21 protein-coding genes, 1 riboswitch and 1 other annotated feature are annotated in these 20109 nt (G+C 25.0%); of the genes, 17 read left to right on the top strand and 4 right to left on the bottom strand.

The window, feature by feature from the left end; all coding sequences use genetic code 11:
- Positions 1–175: 175 nt before the first annotated feature.
- The 4 genes from J2S18_RS00450 to J2S18_RS00435 all read left to right on the top strand — a co-directional run bounded on the left by J2S18_RS00450 (position 176) and on the right by J2S18_RS00435 (position 5024).
- Entirely contained in the window at positions 176–1591 is a 1416-nt protein-coding gene (locus J2S18_RS00450; RefSeq protein WP_370873728.1) for a deoxyguanosinetriphosphate triphosphohydrolase family protein, read from the top strand.
- Positions 1592–1809: 218 nt separating this feature from the next.
- Positions 1810–2208 carry an HIT family protein gene (locus J2S18_RS00445; protein ID WP_307483499.1) on the top strand — a complete coding sequence of 133 codons (399 nt, stop codon included), beginning with the start codon at positions 1810–1812 and terminating at the stop codon, positions 2206–2208.
- A gap of 8 nt (positions 2209–2216) precedes the next feature.
- Positions 2217–4712 (top strand): DEAD/DEAH box helicase family protein, encoded by a 2496-nt coding sequence (locus J2S18_RS00440; protein ID WP_307481792.1) that lies wholly within the window; start codon positions 2217–2219, stop codon positions 4710–4712.
- A 3-nt stretch (positions 4713–4715) separates the two neighbouring features.
- Positions 4716–5024, top strand: coding sequence for a nucleoside triphosphate pyrophosphohydrolase (locus J2S18_RS00435; RefSeq protein ID WP_307481789.1), 309 nt, complete (start codon positions 4716–4718; stop codon positions 5022–5024).
- A gap of 178 nt (positions 5025–5202) precedes the next feature.
- Here J2S18_RS00435 and J2S18_RS00430 read toward each other — a convergent pair whose 3' ends face one another.
- Positions 5203–5895, bottom strand: coding sequence for a Crp/Fnr family transcriptional regulator (locus tag J2S18_RS00430; RefSeq protein ID WP_307481786.1), 693 nt, complete (start codon positions 5893–5895; stop codon positions 5203–5205).
- A gap of 180 nt (positions 5896–6075) precedes the next feature.
- Here J2S18_RS00430 and J2S18_RS00425 point away from each other — a divergent pair, with 180 nt between their 5' ends.
- The gene (locus tag J2S18_RS00425) at positions 6076–7053 is read left to right on the top strand and encodes a hypothetical protein (RefSeq protein ID WP_307481783.1); all 978 of its coding nucleotides are present in this window, start codon (positions 6076–6078) and stop codon (positions 7051–7053) included.
- A 36-nt stretch (positions 7054–7089) separates the two neighbouring features.
- Positions 7090–7608, top strand: coding sequence for a phosphatase PAP2 family protein (locus J2S18_RS00420; protein WP_307481780.1), 519 nt, complete (start codon positions 7090–7092; stop codon positions 7606–7608).
- A gap of 73 nt (positions 7609–7681) precedes the next feature.
- Here the strand turns inward: J2S18_RS00420 and J2S18_RS00415 are convergent, their stop codons facing one another.
- Positions 7682–8206 carry a hypothetical protein gene (locus tag J2S18_RS00415; protein ID WP_307481776.1) on the bottom strand — a complete coding sequence of 175 codons (525 nt, stop codon included), beginning with the start codon at positions 8204–8206 and terminating at the stop codon, positions 7682–7684.
- A gap of 371 nt (positions 8207–8577) precedes the next feature.
- Here J2S18_RS00415 and J2S18_RS00410 point away from each other — a divergent pair, with 371 nt between their 5' ends.
- The 3 genes from J2S18_RS00410 to J2S18_RS00400 all read left to right on the top strand — a co-directional run bounded on the left by J2S18_RS00410 (position 8578) and on the right by J2S18_RS00400 (position 11534).
- Complete coding sequence (locus J2S18_RS00410; RefSeq protein ID WP_307481774.1) at positions 8578–9729, top strand: double-cubane-cluster-containing anaerobic reductase; 1152 nt, start codon at positions 8578–8580, stop codon at positions 9727–9729.
- A gap of 8 nt (positions 9730–9737) precedes the next feature.
- Positions 9738–10496 carry an acyl-CoA dehydratase activase gene (locus J2S18_RS00405; RefSeq protein ID WP_307481772.1) on the top strand — a complete coding sequence of 253 codons (759 nt, stop codon included), beginning with the start codon at positions 9738–9740 and terminating at the stop codon, positions 10494–10496.
- Between the two features lie 216 nt (positions 10497–10712).
- Positions 10713–11534, top strand: coding sequence for a Cof-type HAD-IIB family hydrolase (locus J2S18_RS00400; protein ID WP_307481770.1), 822 nt, complete (start codon positions 10713–10715; stop codon positions 11532–11534).
- Positions 11535–11646: 112 nt separating this feature from the next.
- Here J2S18_RS00400 and trpS read toward each other — a convergent pair whose 3' ends face one another.
- A complete protein-coding gene (gene trpS / locus J2S18_RS00395; RefSeq protein WP_307481768.1) occupies positions 11647–12663 on the bottom strand; it encodes a tryptophan--tRNA ligase in 1017 nt (338 codons plus the stop codon).
- A 54-nt stretch (positions 12664–12717) separates the two neighbouring features.
- Positions 12718–12989: a binding site (T-box leader), on the bottom strand.
- A gap of 134 nt (positions 12990–13123) precedes the next feature.
- Here trpS and yaaA point away from each other — a divergent pair.
- Both yaaA and J2S18_RS00385 read left to right on the top strand, forming a co-directional pair.
- Entirely contained in the window at positions 13124–13891 is a 768-nt protein-coding gene (gene yaaA, locus J2S18_RS00390; protein WP_307481765.1) for a peroxide stress protein YaaA, read from the top strand.
- 84 nt (positions 13892–13975) lie between these two features.
- Positions 13976–14188: a hypothetical protein gene (locus J2S18_RS00385; protein WP_307481762.1), complete on the top strand. Its 213-nt coding sequence runs from the start codon at positions 13976–13978 to the stop codon at positions 14186–14188.
- Between the two features lie 43 nt (positions 14189–14231).
- On the opposite strand, the gene J2S18_RS00380 is transcribed toward J2S18_RS00385, so the two are convergent.
- Positions 14232–14360, bottom strand: a complete 129-nt coding sequence (locus J2S18_RS00380; protein WP_307481760.1) for a hypothetical protein — start codon at positions 14358–14360, stop codon at positions 14232–14234.
- Between the two features lie 139 nt (positions 14361–14499).
- On the opposite strand from J2S18_RS00380, the gene J2S18_RS00375 reads away from it, so the two are divergent.
- From J2S18_RS00375 to J2S18_RS00350, 6 genes are all read left to right on the top strand, one after another.
- Positions 14500–14721, top strand: coding sequence for a hypothetical protein (locus tag J2S18_RS00375; RefSeq protein WP_307481758.1), 222 nt, complete (start codon positions 14500–14502; stop codon positions 14719–14721).
- A 136-nt stretch (positions 14722–14857) separates the two neighbouring features.
- Entirely contained in the window at positions 14858–15742 is an 885-nt protein-coding gene (locus tag J2S18_RS00370; protein WP_307481755.1) for an NAD-dependent epimerase/dehydratase family protein, read from the top strand.
- 204 nt (positions 15743–15946) lie between these two features.
- The gene (locus tag J2S18_RS00365) at positions 15947–16363 is read left to right on the top strand and encodes a DUF3592 domain-containing protein (protein ID WP_307481753.1); all 417 of its coding nucleotides are present in this window, start codon (positions 15947–15949) and stop codon (positions 16361–16363) included.
- 43 nt (positions 16364–16406) lie between these two features.
- Positions 16407–16508, top strand: a riboswitch (purine riboswitch).
- A gap of 72 nt (positions 16509–16580) precedes the next feature.
- A complete protein-coding gene (locus J2S18_RS00360; protein WP_307481751.1) occupies positions 16581–17975 on the top strand; it encodes an NCS2 family permease in 1395 nt (464 codons plus the stop codon).
- A 97-nt stretch (positions 17976–18072) separates the two neighbouring features.
- On the top strand, positions 18073–19080 hold the full coding sequence (locus J2S18_RS00355; RefSeq protein ID WP_307481748.1) for a serine hydrolase: 1008 nt from the start codon (positions 18073–18075) through the stop codon (positions 19078–19080).
- 85 nt (positions 19081–19165) lie between these two features.
- A complete protein-coding gene (locus tag J2S18_RS00350; RefSeq protein WP_307481746.1) occupies positions 19166–20002 on the top strand; it encodes an MBL fold metallo-hydrolase in 837 nt (278 codons plus the stop codon).
- The last annotated feature ends 107 nt before the right edge of the window (positions 20003–20109 follow it).

Raw genomic sequence — 20109 nt, 5'->3', positions numbered from 1 at the left:
GATATATATTATTAATAATTGGTAAATTATAAATAATATATATAAAATGTGGAATTAGATAATATACAATAGGAAATAAGTAGAATAAAATTATTAAATATTATTTATTTTAAACTTATATTTTATAAAAATATATCAATTTTAAAGTAATATATAATAAATTAAGGAGGTATTTATGTGTAATAATATTGAAACAATATTTAAAGCTAATGAAAAAAATACTAGTAGAATTCATTATGAAGATCATAAAGAACCTAGAAATGATTTTGATAGAGATAGAGATCGAATATTATATTCAAAAGCATTTAGAAGGTTAAGTGGAAAGACGCAGGTTTTTTTAAGTGGCAAAGACGATCATATCAGAAATAGATTATCTCATACTTTGGAGGTTTCGCAAATTGCAAGAACTATAGCAAAATCTTTGGGATTAAATGAATCTTTAACGGAAGCAATTGCTTTTGGACATGATATAGGACACACTCCATTTGGACATATAGGAGAAAGAACTCTAAATTATATTATGAGTGGTTGTGATAAATTAAGAGATTTTGATGATTGTTTGGAAAATGGCAAGGGCTTTAAACACAATTGGCAGAGTATTAGGGTAGTTACAAAGCTAGAAAGCAAAAATAAAAATTATAGAGGTTTAAATCTTACAAAATACACATTATGGGGAATATTAAATCATAGTAGTTTAGAAAATAATGAATGTAAGTCATATTACCGTTATAATGGAAAGAAAATGTGTACATTAAGAAGAAATAAAAAAGAATGTTGTAATAATACAGAAAAATTAGAATTAGATTTTTATGATAATTATAGAAAAGAAGTATTAGAGAATGAATCAGTTACTATTGAAGGATTAATTGTTTCAATTGCAGATGAAATAGCTCAAAGACATCATGATGTTGAGGATGCTCTAGAAATGGATATAATAAGTTTTGAGGAATTAATTGAAAAAATTAGTGAAAGTTATGGTGAATTTTCTAAAAATAGTAAAGGTAAAATAAATAAAATAAAAGAAGAATACAACAAAGATTTGCAAAAAATAATGTTAACCTCATTTATTGTTGATACATTAACAGAGACAGTAATAGAAAATTTAAAGGATAAGTTAGAATCATATAAAGACTTATATAATATAAATTCGATTGAAGATTTTAACGATAAAAAACAAAATGATAAATTTATTGAAATTTTAAAAAATGATATGAATTTTAATAAAGAATTAAAGAAAAAAGATGAGGAATTTCAAAATTTTATATGGAATAGAATACTTCACTCTCATAAAGTTCAGTGCATGGATGGAAAGGGTAATTTTATAATAAGAGAATTATTTAAGGCATATCTTACAAACCCACAACAGTTACCCGATAAAACTATTATAAGATTATTTGATAATTTTAGAGATGGAGAACATACATATGAAATTAAAGATATAGGTAAGTTAAGGAATGATTTGCAAAAGATTCACAATGATAATAATAAAAATTTAAAAGGCATTTTAATGAGAACCATATGTGATTATATTGCAGGTATGACAGATAATTATGCTTTAAATAGTTATTCTAATTTATACGAAAATAGATGATAATTAATAAAATTTTTAAGTATAAGAAGAATGTTAATAAAATAAATGAGATTTTAAATAATGATAATATAACTGATAAAAATATTAGAAAGAAATATTTAGATAGAGTTAAAAGTATTAAAGATTTATAGTAAAAAGGTATTAATTAAGAAACTTAATTAATACCTTTTTTAATGTTTAAATTTATACTTTATTCTAATATATGTTAAAATACTTACATAAAAACAAATAAGGAGAAAATTATGGATTGTTTATTTTGTAATTACAAAAAAGAAGACTACATAGCAGAAAATAATTTATGTTTTGCTATATATGATAAATTTCCAGTAAATGAAGGACATGTTCTTATAATACCAAAAAGACACTTTCAAAATTATTTTGATGCCACAGAAGAAGAAATAAAAGCAATGTATAGCTTATCAAAAGATATAAAAGAAATTTTAGATAAAAAATACAATCCAGATGGATATAATATTGGAGTAAATGTTGGCTTCTATGGTGGACAAACTATAATGCATCTTCATATGCACATTATTCCAAGATATAAGGGAGATATAGAAAATCCAAGAGGTGGAATAAGAAGAATAAAAGAGCAATTAGTTTTTTATAATGGTTAGGAGAAGTTATGAAAAATAAAGTAATAGAAAAAGAGATTAGTATAACAGAAATAAAAGAAAAGGGAATAGAAGAAAATATTAATTGTATAACAGGTGGAGATAGTAATTTTCTTATAAATAAATTAAGAGCTTCTTTTAAAAGAGCAAAAAGGGTTGATATAATTGTTGCTTTTTTAAGAGAAACAGGAGTTAAGCTTCTAAAGAATGATTTAAAGGTTGCCTTAGAAAATGGATGTAAAATAAGAATACTTACAGGTAATTATCTTGGTATAACAGAGCCATCTGCTTTATATTTAATGAAGGATATATTAGAAGATAAAGCTGATATGAGATTTTATAAGGACTCTAAAAGGTCTTTTCATCCTAAAGCATACATATTCCATTATGAAAATGGAAAGGGAGATATATTTATAGGTTCATCAAATATTTCAAAATCTGCTTTAACATCAGGGCTAGAATGGAATTATAGACTTAAAAAATCTCAAAACGAAGAAGATTTTAATTATTTTTGCAAAGAGTTTGAAAATTTATTTTTAAATGAGTCAATAATATTAAATGATCAGGAACTTAAAAAATATTCTAAATCATGGAAAAAACCTAAAATATATAAAACAGGGAATATAGAGGATAATAATTCTTGTGATAATAATATTATTATTCCATTATTTTCTCCAAGAGGTGCTCAAATTGAAGCTTTAGTAGAACTTAAAAGATTAAGAGAAGATGGAATGGATAAGGGGATTGTTGTAGCTTCAACTGGTATAGGCAAAACTTATCTTGCAGCTTTTGATTCTTTAGAATTTAATAGAGTATTATTTATAGCTCACAGAGAGGAAATATTAAATCAAGCTGAAGAAAGTTTTAAAAATGTACGAAATAACTTAAAAACAGGATTTTTTAGAGGGGAATCAAAGGATAAAGATGCAGATGCTCTTTTTGCTTCTGTACAAAGTCTTGGTAAGGAAGAATATTTAAATGAAAATTGGTTTTCTAAAGATTATTTTGATTATATTGTAATAGATGAATTTCACCATTCAGTTACAAAAAATTATCAAAACATAATAAACTATTTTAATCCTAAATTTTTACTTGGCATAACAGCAACTCCAGAGAGAATGGACAATAGAGATGTATTCTCAATATGTGATTACAACATAGCCTATGAGATAAGGCTTCCAGAGGCTATTAACAAAGGGTATCTTTGTCCCTTTAGATATTATGGTATTTATGATGAAACAGTAGATTATAACAATATAAATATTAAAAATGGTAAATACAATGTTTTAGAACTTGAAAAAGCTTTAATGCTTGATAGGAGAGCTAATTTAATACTTAAACATTATAGGAAATTTAACTCAAAGCAAGCTTTAGGATTTTGTTCTTCAAAGGCTCATGCTGAATATATGGCAAGATATTTTAGTGAAAATGGAGTGAAATCCTGTGCTGTATATAGTGATTCAAAGGGTGAATATTCTTTAAATAGAGAAGAAGCTCTTAATAGGTTAAAAAATAATGAAATAAATATAATTTTTTCAGTTGATATGTTTAATGAAGGTGTAGATATAAAATCTTTAGATATGGTTATGTTTTTAAGACCTACAGAATCTCAAACTGTATTTATGCAACAGCTTGGAAGAGGTTTAAGATTAGATAAAAATAAAGAGTATGTAAATGTACTTGATTTTATAGGTAACTATAAAAAGGCAGATATGATTCCAAAGCTTATTGGAGGAATTAAGCCAAAGGATAGAAGCATTTCTAATAATCCTAATTATTTTGAATATCCAGAGGATTGTTATATAGATTTTGATTTTGAACTTGTGGATTTATACAAGAAACTTTTAAGTAAGGAAATGAAGTTTGAAGAAAAATTAAAGGAAGAATTTTATAGAGTTAAAGAATATATAAATAAAATTCCAAACAGAGAAGAATTTATAACTTTAATGGATGGAGAAATTTATGGAGAAGTTAAAAAGAAGGGTAAAAAAAGTCCTTTTAAAAACTATTTATCCTTTTTAGATTCTATTGATGAATTAAATATTTACGAAAAAGCTTTAAAAGGTACAATTGCAGAAGAATTTATTAATTATATAGAATCAACTAATATGAGTAAAACTTATAAAATGCCAATACTTTTAGCCTTTTATAATAATGGAAATATGAAACTTTCAATTAGTGAGGATGATATATATAAATCTATGAAAGAATTTTATAGTAAACCTTCTAATAAGCAGGACATTATAGGTAAAAATAATAAAGACTTTTTAGAAAAATGGGAGAAAAAAGACTATATTAAAAAGGCTAAAGAAATGCCTCTTAAATTTTTATTAAAATCTGGTAGTAAATTCTTTTCTTTTGAAGGAAAAGATTTTACAATAACAAAAGAATTAGAAGAATTTTTAAGTAATGATATATTTAAAGAAAATGTTATTGATTCAATTAATATGAGAGTAATTGAATATTACAAAAATAGAGGAATAAACAATGCTAATGAGGAGGACTAACATATGAAAAAATATAATAAATTAGTTAGAGATAATATACCAAAAATAATAGAAGATTCAAATAAAACTTGCGTAATAGAGGTTGTAACTGGAAAAGAAAAAGAAGAATATTTAGAGGAAAAATTAAAAGAAGAAGTAAATGAATATTTAGAAGATAAAAATTTAGAAGAACTTGCAGATGTAATGGAAGTTTTATTTGCCCTTGCTGATAATTTGGGATATAAGGAAGAAGATCTTTTAAATAAAAGAAAAGAAAAAAAGTTAGAGCGTGGAGGCTTTAAAAAAGGAATAATACTTAAAGAAGTTAAGTAAGTTATAAAAATATTTTATAACTATATAAGTTAAAATAATTATAAAAAATGGCTATGTTTTAAATTAGTATTGTTTTTAGATAGATATTAAAATCATCTAAAATTAACTCAAAACATAGCCATTTTATTTAGTTATAGATTTAAATATGAAAAATATAATTTTTATAAATTAAAATAAACTAAAACAAACATAGATTTTCATTACACTTTGAACATCCTAAAGTTTCCTTAAGATAATTTAGATCCTTAATAGTTAAATAACCTCTATTAAAATCAATTAAATTTTCAGATTTCAATTTAGAAATCAATCTACTTATAGTTTCAGGGGTAGTTCCTATGTATTCAGATAAAATTATATTAGAAAGTTTTGTATTTATTTTAAAGCCAGCCTTTGTTTCTATTCCATATGTATTGTACAAACGTATAAGTATAGAAAATAAAGATATCTTTTTATCATATATACTAATATCCCTAAGCTGCAAAAATATTTTTTGGCATAGATAATCATGATATAAACATAGGTTTCTAAGAATATTAATGTCTTTATCTATTATATTTTTTAATGTATTTATTGATATAGTTCCAATAGTACATTCTGTTAAAGTACTTATTTTAAAAAGGGATGAAAAATTATTTTCCATATTAAAAATAGCTGGAAATATAATTACTTCAGATTTATAAATTCCAAGCAAAAGTTCCTTAGAGTTTGGAAGCATATGAGAAGCTTTTACTGTACCATCTAAAACAATAATTAATTTATCTCTTTCAGATTCCTGTTCCCATATAGACATTTTATCTTTTAATTTAATTTTATTTTCTATAAATGGTTTAAGCTCTTTTATTAAATCATGTCTTAAATTTATTAAATTCATACTTTACCTCAATTACTATATTTAATATTAATGATTATAACATAAAAATATAAAAAAGATGACAACCGTCATTTTTATAGTAGGCATTATGTTATAAAATGTATAAGTCATATAATAATCATTATTAAATGAAAATAATAAGTGAAATTTAAAATTAGTTATTAGAAAGGGAGGAAAAGTATGAAGGAAAGAAATTCTGAAATTTTATCAGCATGGCAAAAAATAAATGAAGAGAAAAATATGTGGCAATATTTATCAATAGAGGACTCTGCATTTTATTTTAATAAAGATAATAAGAAAGTTTTTTTAAGTAGTTTTAAGGATAAGGATCTTCCAAAGTCACCATATTCATTAACTTTAATGGGTAAAATCTTAACGAAATTAAGTGTTTTCGCTAATGTTATGTCTAAAAGACCTGGAACTGAAGAGGTTACTTTTTATTCAATTTTAAATAAGCCACAAAAGGGGATTTTTGGTTCTAACTTTGATAGCAAGATATTAAATGTAGTAGCACCACCTATAACTTGGAGAAGAAGAGAAATAGAAAATTCAATTAAAAATATAATAAAGAAGTACATATTTGAATATAAAGATTCATTTGCTTTCATTGATATTGGTTGTGGTGGGGGATTTGACAGCTTAGAGATAGAAAGAATAATTTTAGGAATGAATAATATTTTAGGAGAAAATGTTTTACATAAAGAATATGATATTTTAAATATAGATATTGATTTAAAGTGGTTAAGTAACAATGAAAAACTAAGTAAAAATATTTTTGGTGATAAATCAAGAATAAAAAGATGTAATATGTCTATATTTGATTATTTAAATAAAGAATCTTATATAAAAGAATTTGAAAATCAAAATAATTTAATAGTTTCTTGTAATGGATTTGCAGAATTTTTAAGTGATGAAGATTTAAAGAAATTATATATTGGAATACATAAGATGGCAGCTACATTTTCAGGAAGAGTACATATTATATTACCTTTTGCTAATAAAAATAAAAAGCAGGAGGAACTTGGAGATAAAATTGGCTTTAAGTTTAGAGCAAAAGAAAAGAATTATATGATAAATTTAATTAAAGACATATTTAGTGATTTTAAAATTTCATTTAGAGAAAAACATAGCCAAATAGTCCTTATTGTAGAGAAATAAAAAAATGCTGTTTAATTATAGGAGACAAGTTAATTTATGAATATAGATTTATTTTTTATTGATTCAATTAGAAGTATAAGGGGGAACTTTTTAGATACATTATTTACTAATTATTTTATTGAGAAGTCATTGTATATATGGATTATTTTAATAATAGTATTACTATGTATAAAAAAGACTAGAAAACTTGGAATAGTTGTAGGAATTTCATTTTTAATAACACTTATATTAGGAGAAGGAATACTTAAACATTTAGTTGGGAGAGAAAGACCTTTTGTAACCTATGGATATGAAATTATAGGCAAGATACCAACTTCTTTTTCTTTTCCATCAGGAAATGCAGCTTTAGCTTTTGCAGTATTTGGAGCTTTTTTATTTAGTAAAAATAAGTATAGTATTTTTATTGGGATATTTGCTTTAATTGCAGCATTTTCTAGAATTTATATAGGGGTCCATTATTTTACGGATGTTTTAGGAGGAATGACTTTAGGACTTTTATCAGCTTATTTTAGTGTTAAAATTAGTCCTAAAGTTTTCAAAAAACTTAATATTTAAATAAAAGAAAGTACTGATTTTAACTAAACAGTACTTTTAAATTTATAAGTAATTACTTAGGACTTATTTAAAGCTAGTTTATATATGAAATAATAATAATGGCAAGTATTATTATACAAAATGTAGCATACAAAGCTATAGATGTGTTAGCATTTATTTGTTTAAATTCTTTATTTTCAAAAACATCTACATTATCTAAATTTCTAATTACATCTAAATAATCATTTGAAAATGGTTTGTATTGTATTTCATATTCTCCCTTAATTTTTAATTCTAGTATAGCTTTCTCATTATGCATCATTATATTTATAAATTCTATATCTTCTAAAGGAATTGCATTTAAAGAAACTTTAGAGAAGTCTTCTCTTGTATTAATTAAATATAATTTTTTATTAGTTAGTACAAAGATAGTATTCCATATCCATTCATCAACAAATAAATATTTAAAGGTATTTGGCCCAGAAATAGGACTTTTTCTTTCTTTTTCAGCACTATAATTTAATGACTCAAAATATCCTTTTATTATCTCTCCATCATTTAAAGAGTTTTCTAATTCTAGTAGATTTTTTTGTATATTGTCATCTTTTATATTATTCAAAATTATAGTCCTCCTTTTAAAATTTTATATATAAATTATTTATATGAAGTTAGTATAATTAATAACATTTTAAATATTTTATATAGTAAGTATATTTAAAGAAAATATTAAATATAAGTAAAATATTTTAAAACAAAAATAAATTTAAATTTATTTAGAATTTTAAGGAGTAAAGAAGAAATATCAACTATTATGAAGGAATATAGAAATTTAATTAAAGATAGATAAGAAGAGAATTGTTAATTAATAGAAAACTAATTTAAATATTACAATAAAATTATGAAAATTATGGTATTATCTATGTGAATACGTTAACATTATTATATGAATTAATATATTTAAAATAATTTGTAAAGGGGAGTTTAGAAATTATGGATTTACAAAAAAATTTACCAGAAGTATTTAAGGAATTTGGAGAAGGAAGAAGAAATGCTTTTATAAAAGCAAAGGAATTAAAGGATAAAGATATTCCGTTAATAGGTGTATTTTGTACATATTTTCCACAGGAGTTAGCTTTAGCTATGGGTGCTGCTTCAGTGTCTCTTTGTGCAAGTTCAGATGAAACAATACCAGATGCAGAAAAGGATTTACCACGTAATTTATGTCCTTTAATTAAGTCAAGTTATGGCTTTGGAAAAACTGATAAATGTCCTTTCTTTTATTTTTCAGATTTAGTAATAGGAGAAACAACTTGTGATGGAAAGAAAAAAATGTATGAGTATCTTTCAGAATTTAAGCCTGTACATGTTATGCAACTTCCAAATTCTCAAACAGAAGATGGATTAAAGCTTTGGAAAAATGAAATTATAAGACTTAAAGAAGCTCTTGAAGAAATGTTTGGTGTAAAAATAACAGAAGAAGATATTAAAAAGGCAATTAAAATAAAAAATAATGAGAGAAAAGCATTAAAGAGATTTTATGAGCTTGCAAAAAAGGAGCCAGTTCCAGTACTTGGACAAGATATATTTAATGTTTTAACTGGAACAACCTTTAGCTTTGAAAGAGATAAAATTCCAGCTCAAATGGATGAATTAATCGAAAAGATTAATGCTGAATATGAAAAGGAAAAGAAATATGATAAAAAGCCACGTATACTAATTACAGGATGTCCAATAGGTGCTGCAACAGCTAAGGTTATTAAAGCAATTGAAGATAATGGGGGACATGTTGTTGCTTTTGAAAATTGTAGTGGAGCAAAGGCTGTTGAAGATTTAGTTGATGAAGATAATCCTGATGTTTATGATGCATTAGCTCGTAAATATTTAAATATTGGATGTTCTTGTATGACACCAAATCCAAATAGAATAAAACTTTTAGATAGAATGATTGATGAATATAAAGTTGATGCAGTTGTTGATGTTATATTAACAGCTTGCCACACATATAATGTTGAAACTTTATCAATTAAGAGATTTGTAAATGATGAAAAGAATAAACCTTATATGAGTGTTGAAACTGATTTCTCAGAAGCTGATATTGGTCAATTAAATACTAGAATGGCTGCATTTATTGAAATGCTATAGGAATTTTTATGAATACTTATACTTTAGGGATTGATTCAGGATCAACAACAACAAAAGGTGTTTTATATGATGGCAAGGATATAGTAAAGACTTTAATTATAAAAACAGCAGCAAAACCAAAGGAGAGTATTTATAAAGTTTTTAATGAACTTTATAGTGATTCTGTAAAATATGTAGTAAGTACAGGCTATGGAAGAAATCTTTTAAAAGAAGCAGATAAAAAGATAACAGAAATAACTTGTCATGCTCAGGGAGCAGCTTTTTTAAATCCAGATATTAGAGCTGTTATTGATATTGGAGGACAAGACTCAAAGGCTATTTTATTAGATAGGTCTTTAAATGTTGTAGATTTTTTAATGAATGATAAATGTGCAGCAGGTACAGGTAGATTTATTGATGTTATGATGAGAATTTTAGAAGAGGATATTAATAATATTGATGAATTTGTACAGGGTAAAACTCCAGTTAGTATATCAAGTATGTGTACTGTTTTTGCAGAAAGTGAAATAATAAGCCTTCTTGCAAATGATGTAGACAGAGGAGATATAGCCCTTGGAGTAGTTCATTCTATAAGTAAGAGAACTTCAAATTTTGCACAAAGGCTAAATATAGAAGGAGATGTATTTTTTAGTGGTGGACTTGCAACTTCAAAGGTTTTTAAGGAAACATTAGAAAGCTACTTAAATAAAAAAGTGCATACTCATAAATTAAGTCAATTTGCAGGTGCAATTGGAGCTGCAGTTATAGGATTTAGAAAAATAAAATAATTTAAAAGAGACTGTATTAAAAATAAAGAAAAAGTTTAAAATAAAATTTGTTAAAGATTTAAATTTTTGTATACTTTTTCATTGTTGTTTTTAAACAGTCTCTTTATTTTTAATAGGTTTTTACCTATTTATAAAATAAATAAACTGATATTTTACTTATATAAAATATGATTATAATATAAATGTAGAGAAAGACAGAAGAAAGAAGGTATTTATATGGCTATTAAATTAATTTGTATAGATATGGATGGTACCCTTTTAAAGGATCAACAAATAGTATCAGAGGAAAATAAAAAGGCTATAGAAGAAGCAGTAGCAAAAGGAGTAAAAGTTGCAATAACTACTGGAAGAATTTATGATTGTGCAAAACTTTACTCAAAGGAAATTGGATTAGATACTCCAATAATAGCATCAAATGGAGCATTTATTGGATATAATGATGAAGTTATATATAATAATCCACTAGATATAGATGATATAAAATTATTTTTTGATGTAACTAAAAAGTATGGTTTAAAGGCATATCTTACAGCAAATTTTGGAATAATTTCAGAGGAAGAACTTCCAGAAAATCATGTTTATAAAATATTAAATAAAACATTAAAAGAAGATGAAAAAGTTAAACTTATAGTTTCTAAGGACATAAATAAAGAAATAGAAAAATATAATGGAGAAATTCTTAAAGGCGTTTGTTCAAGTGAATTAGAAAAGGATAAACTTATTAAAGCAAGAAAAGAATTAGAAAGTTTAGATAGGAATATAGAAATTGTTTCATCATGGAATGATAATTTTGAAATTATGAAAAAGGGAAGTAGTAAGGGGGAAGCTGCAAAGGCTCTTGCAAAATATTTTGGAATTAATAGAGAAGATGTAATGTGTATTGGTGATAGTGAAAATGATTTATCTATGATTAAATATGCAGGAGTTGGAGTTGCTATGGGAAATGGAACAGAAGATGTAAAAAAGGCAGCAAGTTATATTACAGATACAAATGTAAATGATGGGGTAGCAAAGGCAATTAGAAAGTTTGTATTATAAATTTTAAGGAGAGATTTAAAATGAGGTATATGGTTAATTCTTTTAAAATAAAAGTTGTATGAAAAATTTATTTCATACAACTTTTATTTTTTAGAAAGAAGAATTTAAATATTTATTTAGTAAAATAATTTATACCTATTGCATCACGAACTTCAGTAAGAGTTTTTGAAGAAGTTTCACGAGCTCTATTGCTGCCATCTAAAAGTATTTTATATAAAAGTTCTTTATCCTTTGCAAATTCTTTTCTTCTATTTCTAATTGGTTCAAGTTCAGCTTGTAAAACATCATTTAAATATCTTTTTACTTTAACATCCCCAAGACCACCTTGTGCATATTGAAGTTTAAGTTCTTCTATATACTTTTTATCCTTTCCAAAGGCATCTAGATACATAAATACTGGATTGTTTTTAACTTCTCCAGGATCTGAAACTTTTATATGATTTGGATCTGTATACATACTCATAACTTTTTCTTTTATTACATCAGCCTCATCTGAAAGATATATTGCATTTCCAAGGGATTTACTCATTTTAGCCTTTCCATCAATACCAGGTAATCTTGCACAGCTAGTTTGTGGAATTAAAGCTTCAGGTTCTACTAATACATCACCATAAATTGCATTAAAGCTTCTAACAATTTCTCTAGTTTGTTCAATCATAGGTAATTGATCTTCTCCAACTGGAATTTTAGTTGCTTTAAAGGCTGTAATATCAGCAGTTTGGCTTACTGGATATACTAAAAATCCAGCTGGAATGCTTGTATTAAATCCTCTTAATTTTATTTCCTCTTTTATAGTAGGGTTACGTTCAAGTCTTGAAAGAGTAACTAAATTTAAATAGTGCATTGTTAATTCATTTAATTCAGGTATTTGAGATTGTACAAAAATTGTTGTTTTAGCTGGATCTATTCCAACAGCTAAGTAATCTAAAGTTACCTCTAATAGGCTATTTCTTATTTTTTCTGGGTTTCTAGCGTTATCAGTTAAAGCTTGTTGGTCTGCAATCATAATAAAATTTTCATAATTTCCTGTTTCTTGTAATTCATATCTAGTTCTAAGAGAACCTACATAGTGTCCTAAATGTAATTTGCCAGTTGGTCTATCTCCTGTAAGCATTATTTCTTTTTTCATATTAAAAACTCCTCTCATAATTAAAAAATAATAAAAAAAAACTCCGTCCTAAATAAATAGGACGGAGATAATATCCGCGGTACCACCTAATTTGCATAATAAATTAAATATTTTAGTTTATTATACCTCTTAATTTCAAGTACTGACATACTCTAACCTTTATAACGTAAGGTAAACGATATAAGATACTCTCTTTTTTTAAAGATTTCCCCTTATTCCTCTAAGGTCCATTCATTAAATTCTTTCTTGCTAAGTTCTCACCAAAATACTTAAAGCTCTCTTTACTGAACCTAAATTTAATTACTTCTCCTTATCAATGGATTTATATATCTGTGATTTAAATAAATCTTAACTCTTATGATTTTTTTTGTCAATAGGATACATTTAAGAAATTAAAAAACAAATTATAAAGTATTTATGTTATTATTTTATTTAAGAAAGTAAGCAATAGGAGGAAAATATGATAGTAATTTTATCACCAGCAAAAAAAATAGAAATAAAAAAATTAAATTATAATATAGATTTAACAGAAGTAAGATTTAAAAGGGAAGCAAAGAAATTAAATAAAAGATTAAAAGAGTTTAATCCAGATGAATTAGCTTCTTTAATGAAAATTTCAGAAAAATTAAGAGATGATACTTTTTTTAATATTCATAAATGGACTATAGAAAAGGAGGAGAACTCATTTCCTGCTATTTTAGGATTTAATGGTGAAGCCTTTAGAGGACTTAATATAGAATCCTATTCTAAAGAAGATTTAGAATATGCAAATAATCATTTAAGAATTTTATCAGGTCTTTATGGAGTTTTAAGACCTTTAGATATAATATCTAGTTATAGATTAGAAATGGGAACTAAATTAACTATTGGAGAGGATAAAGACTTATATTCTTTTTGGAAAGATAAAATAAACAAGCTATTATTAAAGGATATAAAAGAAAGTGAAAGTGATATTTTAGTAAACTTAGCATCTAATGAATATTCAAAATCTGCAAAACTTTCTAAGATGAATAAAGTTATAGTAATAAATCCTGTATTTAAAGAGTTTAAAAATGGGAAGTATAAAGTTGTAACTGTACATGCAAAGAGAGCTAGAGGATTAATGGCAACATTTATTATGAAAAATAAAATAAATGATGTTTCAGGATTGAAGAAATTTAATGAAGAGGGTTATGTATATAGAGAAGATTTAAGTAACAATACTGATATGGTATTTACTTTAGGATAATTCTCATTAAGTTAACAAATTAAATATAAATAAATATGTTAATATATTAAAGTAAGATTTTTTAAACTGAGGAGGAGTATATTTATGGTATACCTAGTAATTGCAAATATAATTATAGTTATTATAATGTTAATATTATTCTTTATAGCATCAAGTATTTTTAGAAAAGTTGCTGAAGGCAAAGGTGATATGGAGGTTGAAGGTAAAAAAGCAAAGAAGTATATGATCGCCTCTGTTATATTAGTTCCTATCAGTTTATTGTTAACTTTATATATGATATTTGTGGCATTAAAATAAAAATGAAACCCTATTAATAATAAATTTAGTAGGGTTTCATTTTTTATTTTATATTATTTTTCTTATTTAAAGCTTCATCTCTAGATTTTTTTATTTTAATAACATTATGGGTAATTAAAATAATTACAAATATTAAAGGTAGTCCAACTACTAAATATAATAATGGTTTCATAAGATACCTCCTAGTTTATTAAATTAATATATTATACATTCTACAACATATGAAAAAAATACTCTAGATTTAAATATAAGATTTAAAATTTAAGTGAAAATATGATAATATGTAGGTATAGGTTAGGAGGGATTATATTATGCTAACATTAGTTTTATTAGCAATTATTATTATAGTTATGATTACATTTTTTATAATGTCTATAGTTACATTTAAAAAGGCAAAAAGAGAAAATTGTGATGAAGATAAATTAAGAGAAATAAATAAAAAAGCAAGCAGATACATGATTTTATCTGTTATACTTGTTCCAATTGTTATACTTCTTTCATTTAAAATGATTATTGAATATTTCTTATTTTAAAAAGCAGCTCAAATATTTTGAGTTGCTTTTTATATAAGTTACTTTGTTAATTGGATAATATATTTACATATGTTATCATATAATTAAGCAAGATATGAGATTTTTATTATTATATTAATTTGAAAGGATTTTTGCTATGAGTAGAGTGTTGGTATTTGGTGGGACGAGGTTTTTTGGAAAGGAGCTTGTAAAAGAGCTTTTAATTAATGGACATGAGGTAACAATAGCAACAAGGGGAAGAAGAAAGGATGATTTTAAAGATAAAGTTAAGCGTATAATTGTAGATAAAAGAGATGAAAACGCTTTAATAAACTCCTTAAAAGGTAAAAAATATGATGTAGTTTATGATACTATTTCATATAGTCCAAATGATGGAATGAGAATGTGCAAAGTTTTAGAAGGAAAGACTAATAAATATATAGTTGTTTCTTCAATAGCTGTATATAATTATGGAAATAATATAAGTGAAAAATGTTTTAATCCAAATAAATATAATATAGTTATGGGAGAAAGAGAAGATTTTTCATATGGAGAAGGCAAAAGATTAATGGAAGCTGTAACATATAAAAATGCTAAGTTTAAAGTAATAGCTGTTAGATTTCCTGTAGTTATAGGAAAAGATGATTATACAGAAAGGCTTTTAACATATATTAAAGAAGTAAAAAATGGAGAAACTATCTATTCTACTAAATTAAGTTCTTATATGAATATGATAACCCAAAATGAAGCAGGAGTATTTTTAGCTTGGCTTTTAGATAAAGATATACATTCTCCAATAAATGCAGCCTGTTTTGGCAAGATAAGTTTAAAAGAAATTTTAAATTCTATTGAAGATGAATTTAAAACTGAAGCAATTGTAGATAAAAAGGAAGATAGGGAAGAAACTTCCCCTTATAATAAGTGGATGAATCTAACAATGAATATAAAAAATATAATAGGAATTGGTGGATATAGATTTAAAGAAGTTCATTCAGAAGTTAGAGAAATTATAAAGTATTATAAAAGTAATTTAAATATATAAAATTTTATATTTAAATTAGTGTTTGTTTTAGATAGAACTGTAAGATCAGCTTAATACAAAATTTTTTTGTAATTAAGTAAGTCTTTGTAGGGCTATCTAAAAACAACACCATTTAAAACATGGCTTTAATTATATTTTTCACATTATGCAAAATAACAACATATGATGTATTAAATATTATTTTGCTATAATGGAGGGAGAAAAATGGAAGCTCATGTTTTATTAATTATAGGTATTTTATTACTTGTGATTTCAGTAGTTTTATTTTTTATTAAATATAAAGTTTATAAAAATGGAATAAGGGTATTAGGAAAGGTAATAGATATTAAAGAATGTAATGAAGCTATATTAGATGAGTTTAATCAAGCTACATTTATAACTTTGTATAGACCTGTAATTGAATTTACTACTTTAGATGGAGAGAAGATAACCTTTGTTCATAACGATATTAAAGGTGAAAAAGCTTTAGCGATTGGAGATAAAATTAAAATCGTTTACAATAGAAAGAAGACTAAGGATTTTTATGTAGATGAAAAAATGGAATTTTTCAGGCTTCCTATAATTTTAGTTGTATTAGCAATATTATTTTTCGCATTTGCACTTACATTATATTTGCTTTAGGAAAATAATTACATTGAAAAATCCTATAGCATTATAGTATAATAGTTGGAAAAGAATATAGCCCCATATAAGTCTGATAATAAGGTTCAGATGTTTCTATGAGAAAACCATTAATTTTTTCACTATGGGTAAAAAACAAAGTGAATTTTAAAACTAGTATTGGTTTATCTAAAACCTACTAGTTTTTTTGTTTTAAAATAAAAAATGGAGGACAGTAATGAAAAACATTATAGAAAAAGTATTTAAACTTAAAGAAAACAAAACAAATGTGAAGACAGAAATAATTGGAGGATTAACAACCTTTGTTACTTTTGCATATGCACTTTTAGTAATTCCAAACATATTAAAGATGGGAGGAATGAATTCAGCAGGACTTAAAGGGGATGCAGCAGCAAATCTTACAATGGCTCATGATCCAATTATTGCATCTGCTTTTGCATCTGTTTGTATAGCAGCAGCTGTTGGAACATTAATAATGGCATTTCATGCTAATTTACCCTTTGTGTTAGCACCAGGATTAGGTCTAGTATCTTTTTTTGCTTATAACATATGTTTAAAATTAAATTTCTCATGGCAACAGGGATTAGCAGCAGTATTTATTTCAGGAATTTTATTTATAATTATTACTTTAACGTCTATTAGAGAAAAGATAGTACAGGCAATTCCTAAAAATTTAAAGTTTGCAATAACAGCAGGTATAGGGCTTTTTATTGCTTTAATAGGATTAAAAAGTGGTGGAATAGTTGTTGCAAATGAAGGAACTTTAGTAGCCTTTGGAGATTTTACTAACAAAGCAGTTATTTTAACTATAATAGGATTAATAATTGGAGTTATTCTTATGGCTAAAAGAGTTACAGGTGCAATGCTTATTGGAATAATTGTTACAACATTAATAGGGATTCCAATGGGTGTTACAAATCTTCAAGGAATGAAGATTTTTTCAATGCCGACTATAGGAAGCACATTTTTTGCAATGGATTTAAAGGGATTATTAACAAGTAACGGTGGTGGAGTTTTAGGAGCTTTACTTACTGTATTTATGGTTGTAATTACATTAAGTTTAGTAGATCTTTTTGATACAATTGGCACATTACTTGGAACAGCTCAAAGTTCTGGTATGATTGAAGCTGATGGAGAAGTTAAAAATTTAAGAAAGGCTCTTACTTCTGATGCAGTTGGAACAACTTGTGGTGCTATACTTGGAACAACAACTCTTGCAACAGTAGTTGAATCAGCATCTGGAATAGCAGCAGGAGCAAGAACAGGGCTTTCAAATGTTGTAGTAAGCATAATGCTTATATTATCATTATTTTTTAGTGGATTAGTTGGAATAGTGCCTCAAAGTGCAACAGCACCAGCTTTAATTATTGTTGGTATACTTATGATGAGTGCAGTTACTCAAATTGATTTTTCAGATTTTACTGAAGCAGTTCCAGCATTCTTTACTATAGCAATGATGCCTTTTACTTATTCAATAGCTAATGGAATTGCAATAGGAATGATTTTCTATCCAATAGGAAAGATAGCTACAGGAAAAGGTAAAGAAGTACATAAACTTTTATACATATTTGCAGTATTATTTATTTTAAGATTTGTTCTTATGCCAGATTAATAAAAATAACCTATGTATTTTAAATGCATAGGTTATTTTTATGTTAAATTATATTTTTTGTCAAATTTTTTGATATAATATAATTGGAGGAGATAATATGGAAAAAAGAAGGAGAATATTAACAATATCCACAATAACTGCAGTATCTTTAATTATTATTTTAGGAAGAGCTAAAGGAGTAAAGTTTTTTGCCACTCCTAAAAAGTATGAATTCAAAAAAAATACTATTAATCAATGTAGTAAATTAAAAGATGAAGAAAAAATAAAAAAAGACAAGGAAATAAAAGTAGTTTATGATAAAGAATTTACAGAGGTTAAGGATACAATAAATGAATATGTAAAGGATTCAAAGGATTATGGAATTTATTATAAAGATTTAGTTTCAAATAATACATATGAACATAATGGAGACAAGTCCTTTCTTGCAGCTAGCACAATAAAAGTTTCATTAGTTATGGATATAGCAGATAAGATTCATGAAGGAAAGCTTTCTAAAAATGGAAGTGTAAGATATATAAGTAGTGATTATGAAGAGGGTTGTGGAGTTTTGCAAGGAAATACTTCTAAACTTAGAAAACCTATTAAGTATACAGAACTAATGAAACTAGCAATTGTTTATTCAGATAATATTGCAACACATATGTTACTTAGGTCAGCTGGAAATCTTGATAAATACATAGAAAATATATGTGGTGAAAAGAAAAAACATGGAGGAAATTATATAACAGCAAAGCAACAAGGACTTATTTTAGAAAGGTTATATAATAATCCTAAAAAGAATCCAATGTATGATGATATAATTAAAAACATGAAAAATACAGTATTTCATGATAGATTAGATAAAAATATACCACATGAAGTATGTGCTCACAAAATAGGAGATTATAAATCCTGTGTTCATGATACTGGAATAATATTTACTAAAAGGCCTTACATACTAACTATATATACAGAAAATAAATTGTTAAGTGCAGATAAAACAATATCAGAATTATCTAAAAAAATATATGACATACATAGAGAAAGCGAAAAGAAAGTTTGTAATATAGAAAGTAACCATAAAGAAAAGATTAAAGAAATAGAAGATAAATATAAAAATAAATAGAAGTAATAAATAAGAAGGCAGGTGATAAAATATTATATAAGTGTATCATTTTGCCTTTAATTTTTAGTATAGGAGGATTAAATTTATGAAAATAACAACTGTTATTGAAAATAATAAAAAAGAAAATAGCAATTTAAATAATGAACATGGTTTGTGTTATTTTATTGAAGAGGAAGGATTTAATATATTATTTGATACTGGACAAACAGAAAAGGCATTATCAAATTTTAATAAATTAAACTTACCCCTTGAAAAAATAGATTATATAATTTTAAGTCATCCTCATTATGACCATGCTGGAGGCTTTAAAGAGTTTATTAATAATATGGAAAATAAACCAAAGGTTATAATTGGAGCTAATTTTTTTAATAGATCAAATAAATATCATTTAAAAAATGGTTATGAAAAATATATAGGAATTAATTTTGATGAAAAATTTTTTAAAAAAAATAAAATAAATTATAAAGAAATAAATAATATTTTTAAAATTGGAAATAATATGTATGTAATTTCTAATTTGCAAAATTTTAAAGAAGAAGAAATAAACCTTAACGATTATGATGATATATTATATAGAAAAGACAATGGTATACCTACAAGTGATAATTTTAGAGAAGAAATAGTTTTTATAATAGCAAAAGAAGAGGGAGTAGTACTTATAACTGGCTGTGCTCATACAGGTATTATTAATATTATTTTAAAAGTTCAAAAAATTATAGGAAAGAAAGTAATTGAAGTAATAGGAGGAATTCATCTTTCAAAGAATTCTTTAGAGGAAAATATGAAAGTTTTAGAGGATTTTAAAAAATTAAACATTAAAAAATTTTCTCTATGTCACTGTAGTGGAGAGAAGATTATTAACATTTTAAAAAATGAAGGAAATGAAGTTATAGAAGGATTTAGTGGAAGTATAATTAAATAAATTAATACATAAATTTAATATTACTTAATAAAAAATTAACTAATAATACCATAGTTTTTTCTAAAAATAAGCAAATGTTTTATTGACAAAGTACTTTGTTTATATTA

This window comes from Eubacterium multiforme (assembly GCF_030813415.1).
Classification (GTDB): Bacteria; Bacillota; Clostridia; order Clostridiales; family Clostridiaceae; genus Clostridium; species Clostridium multiforme.
This window is presented reverse-complemented; position numbering and strand designations above follow the sequence as displayed.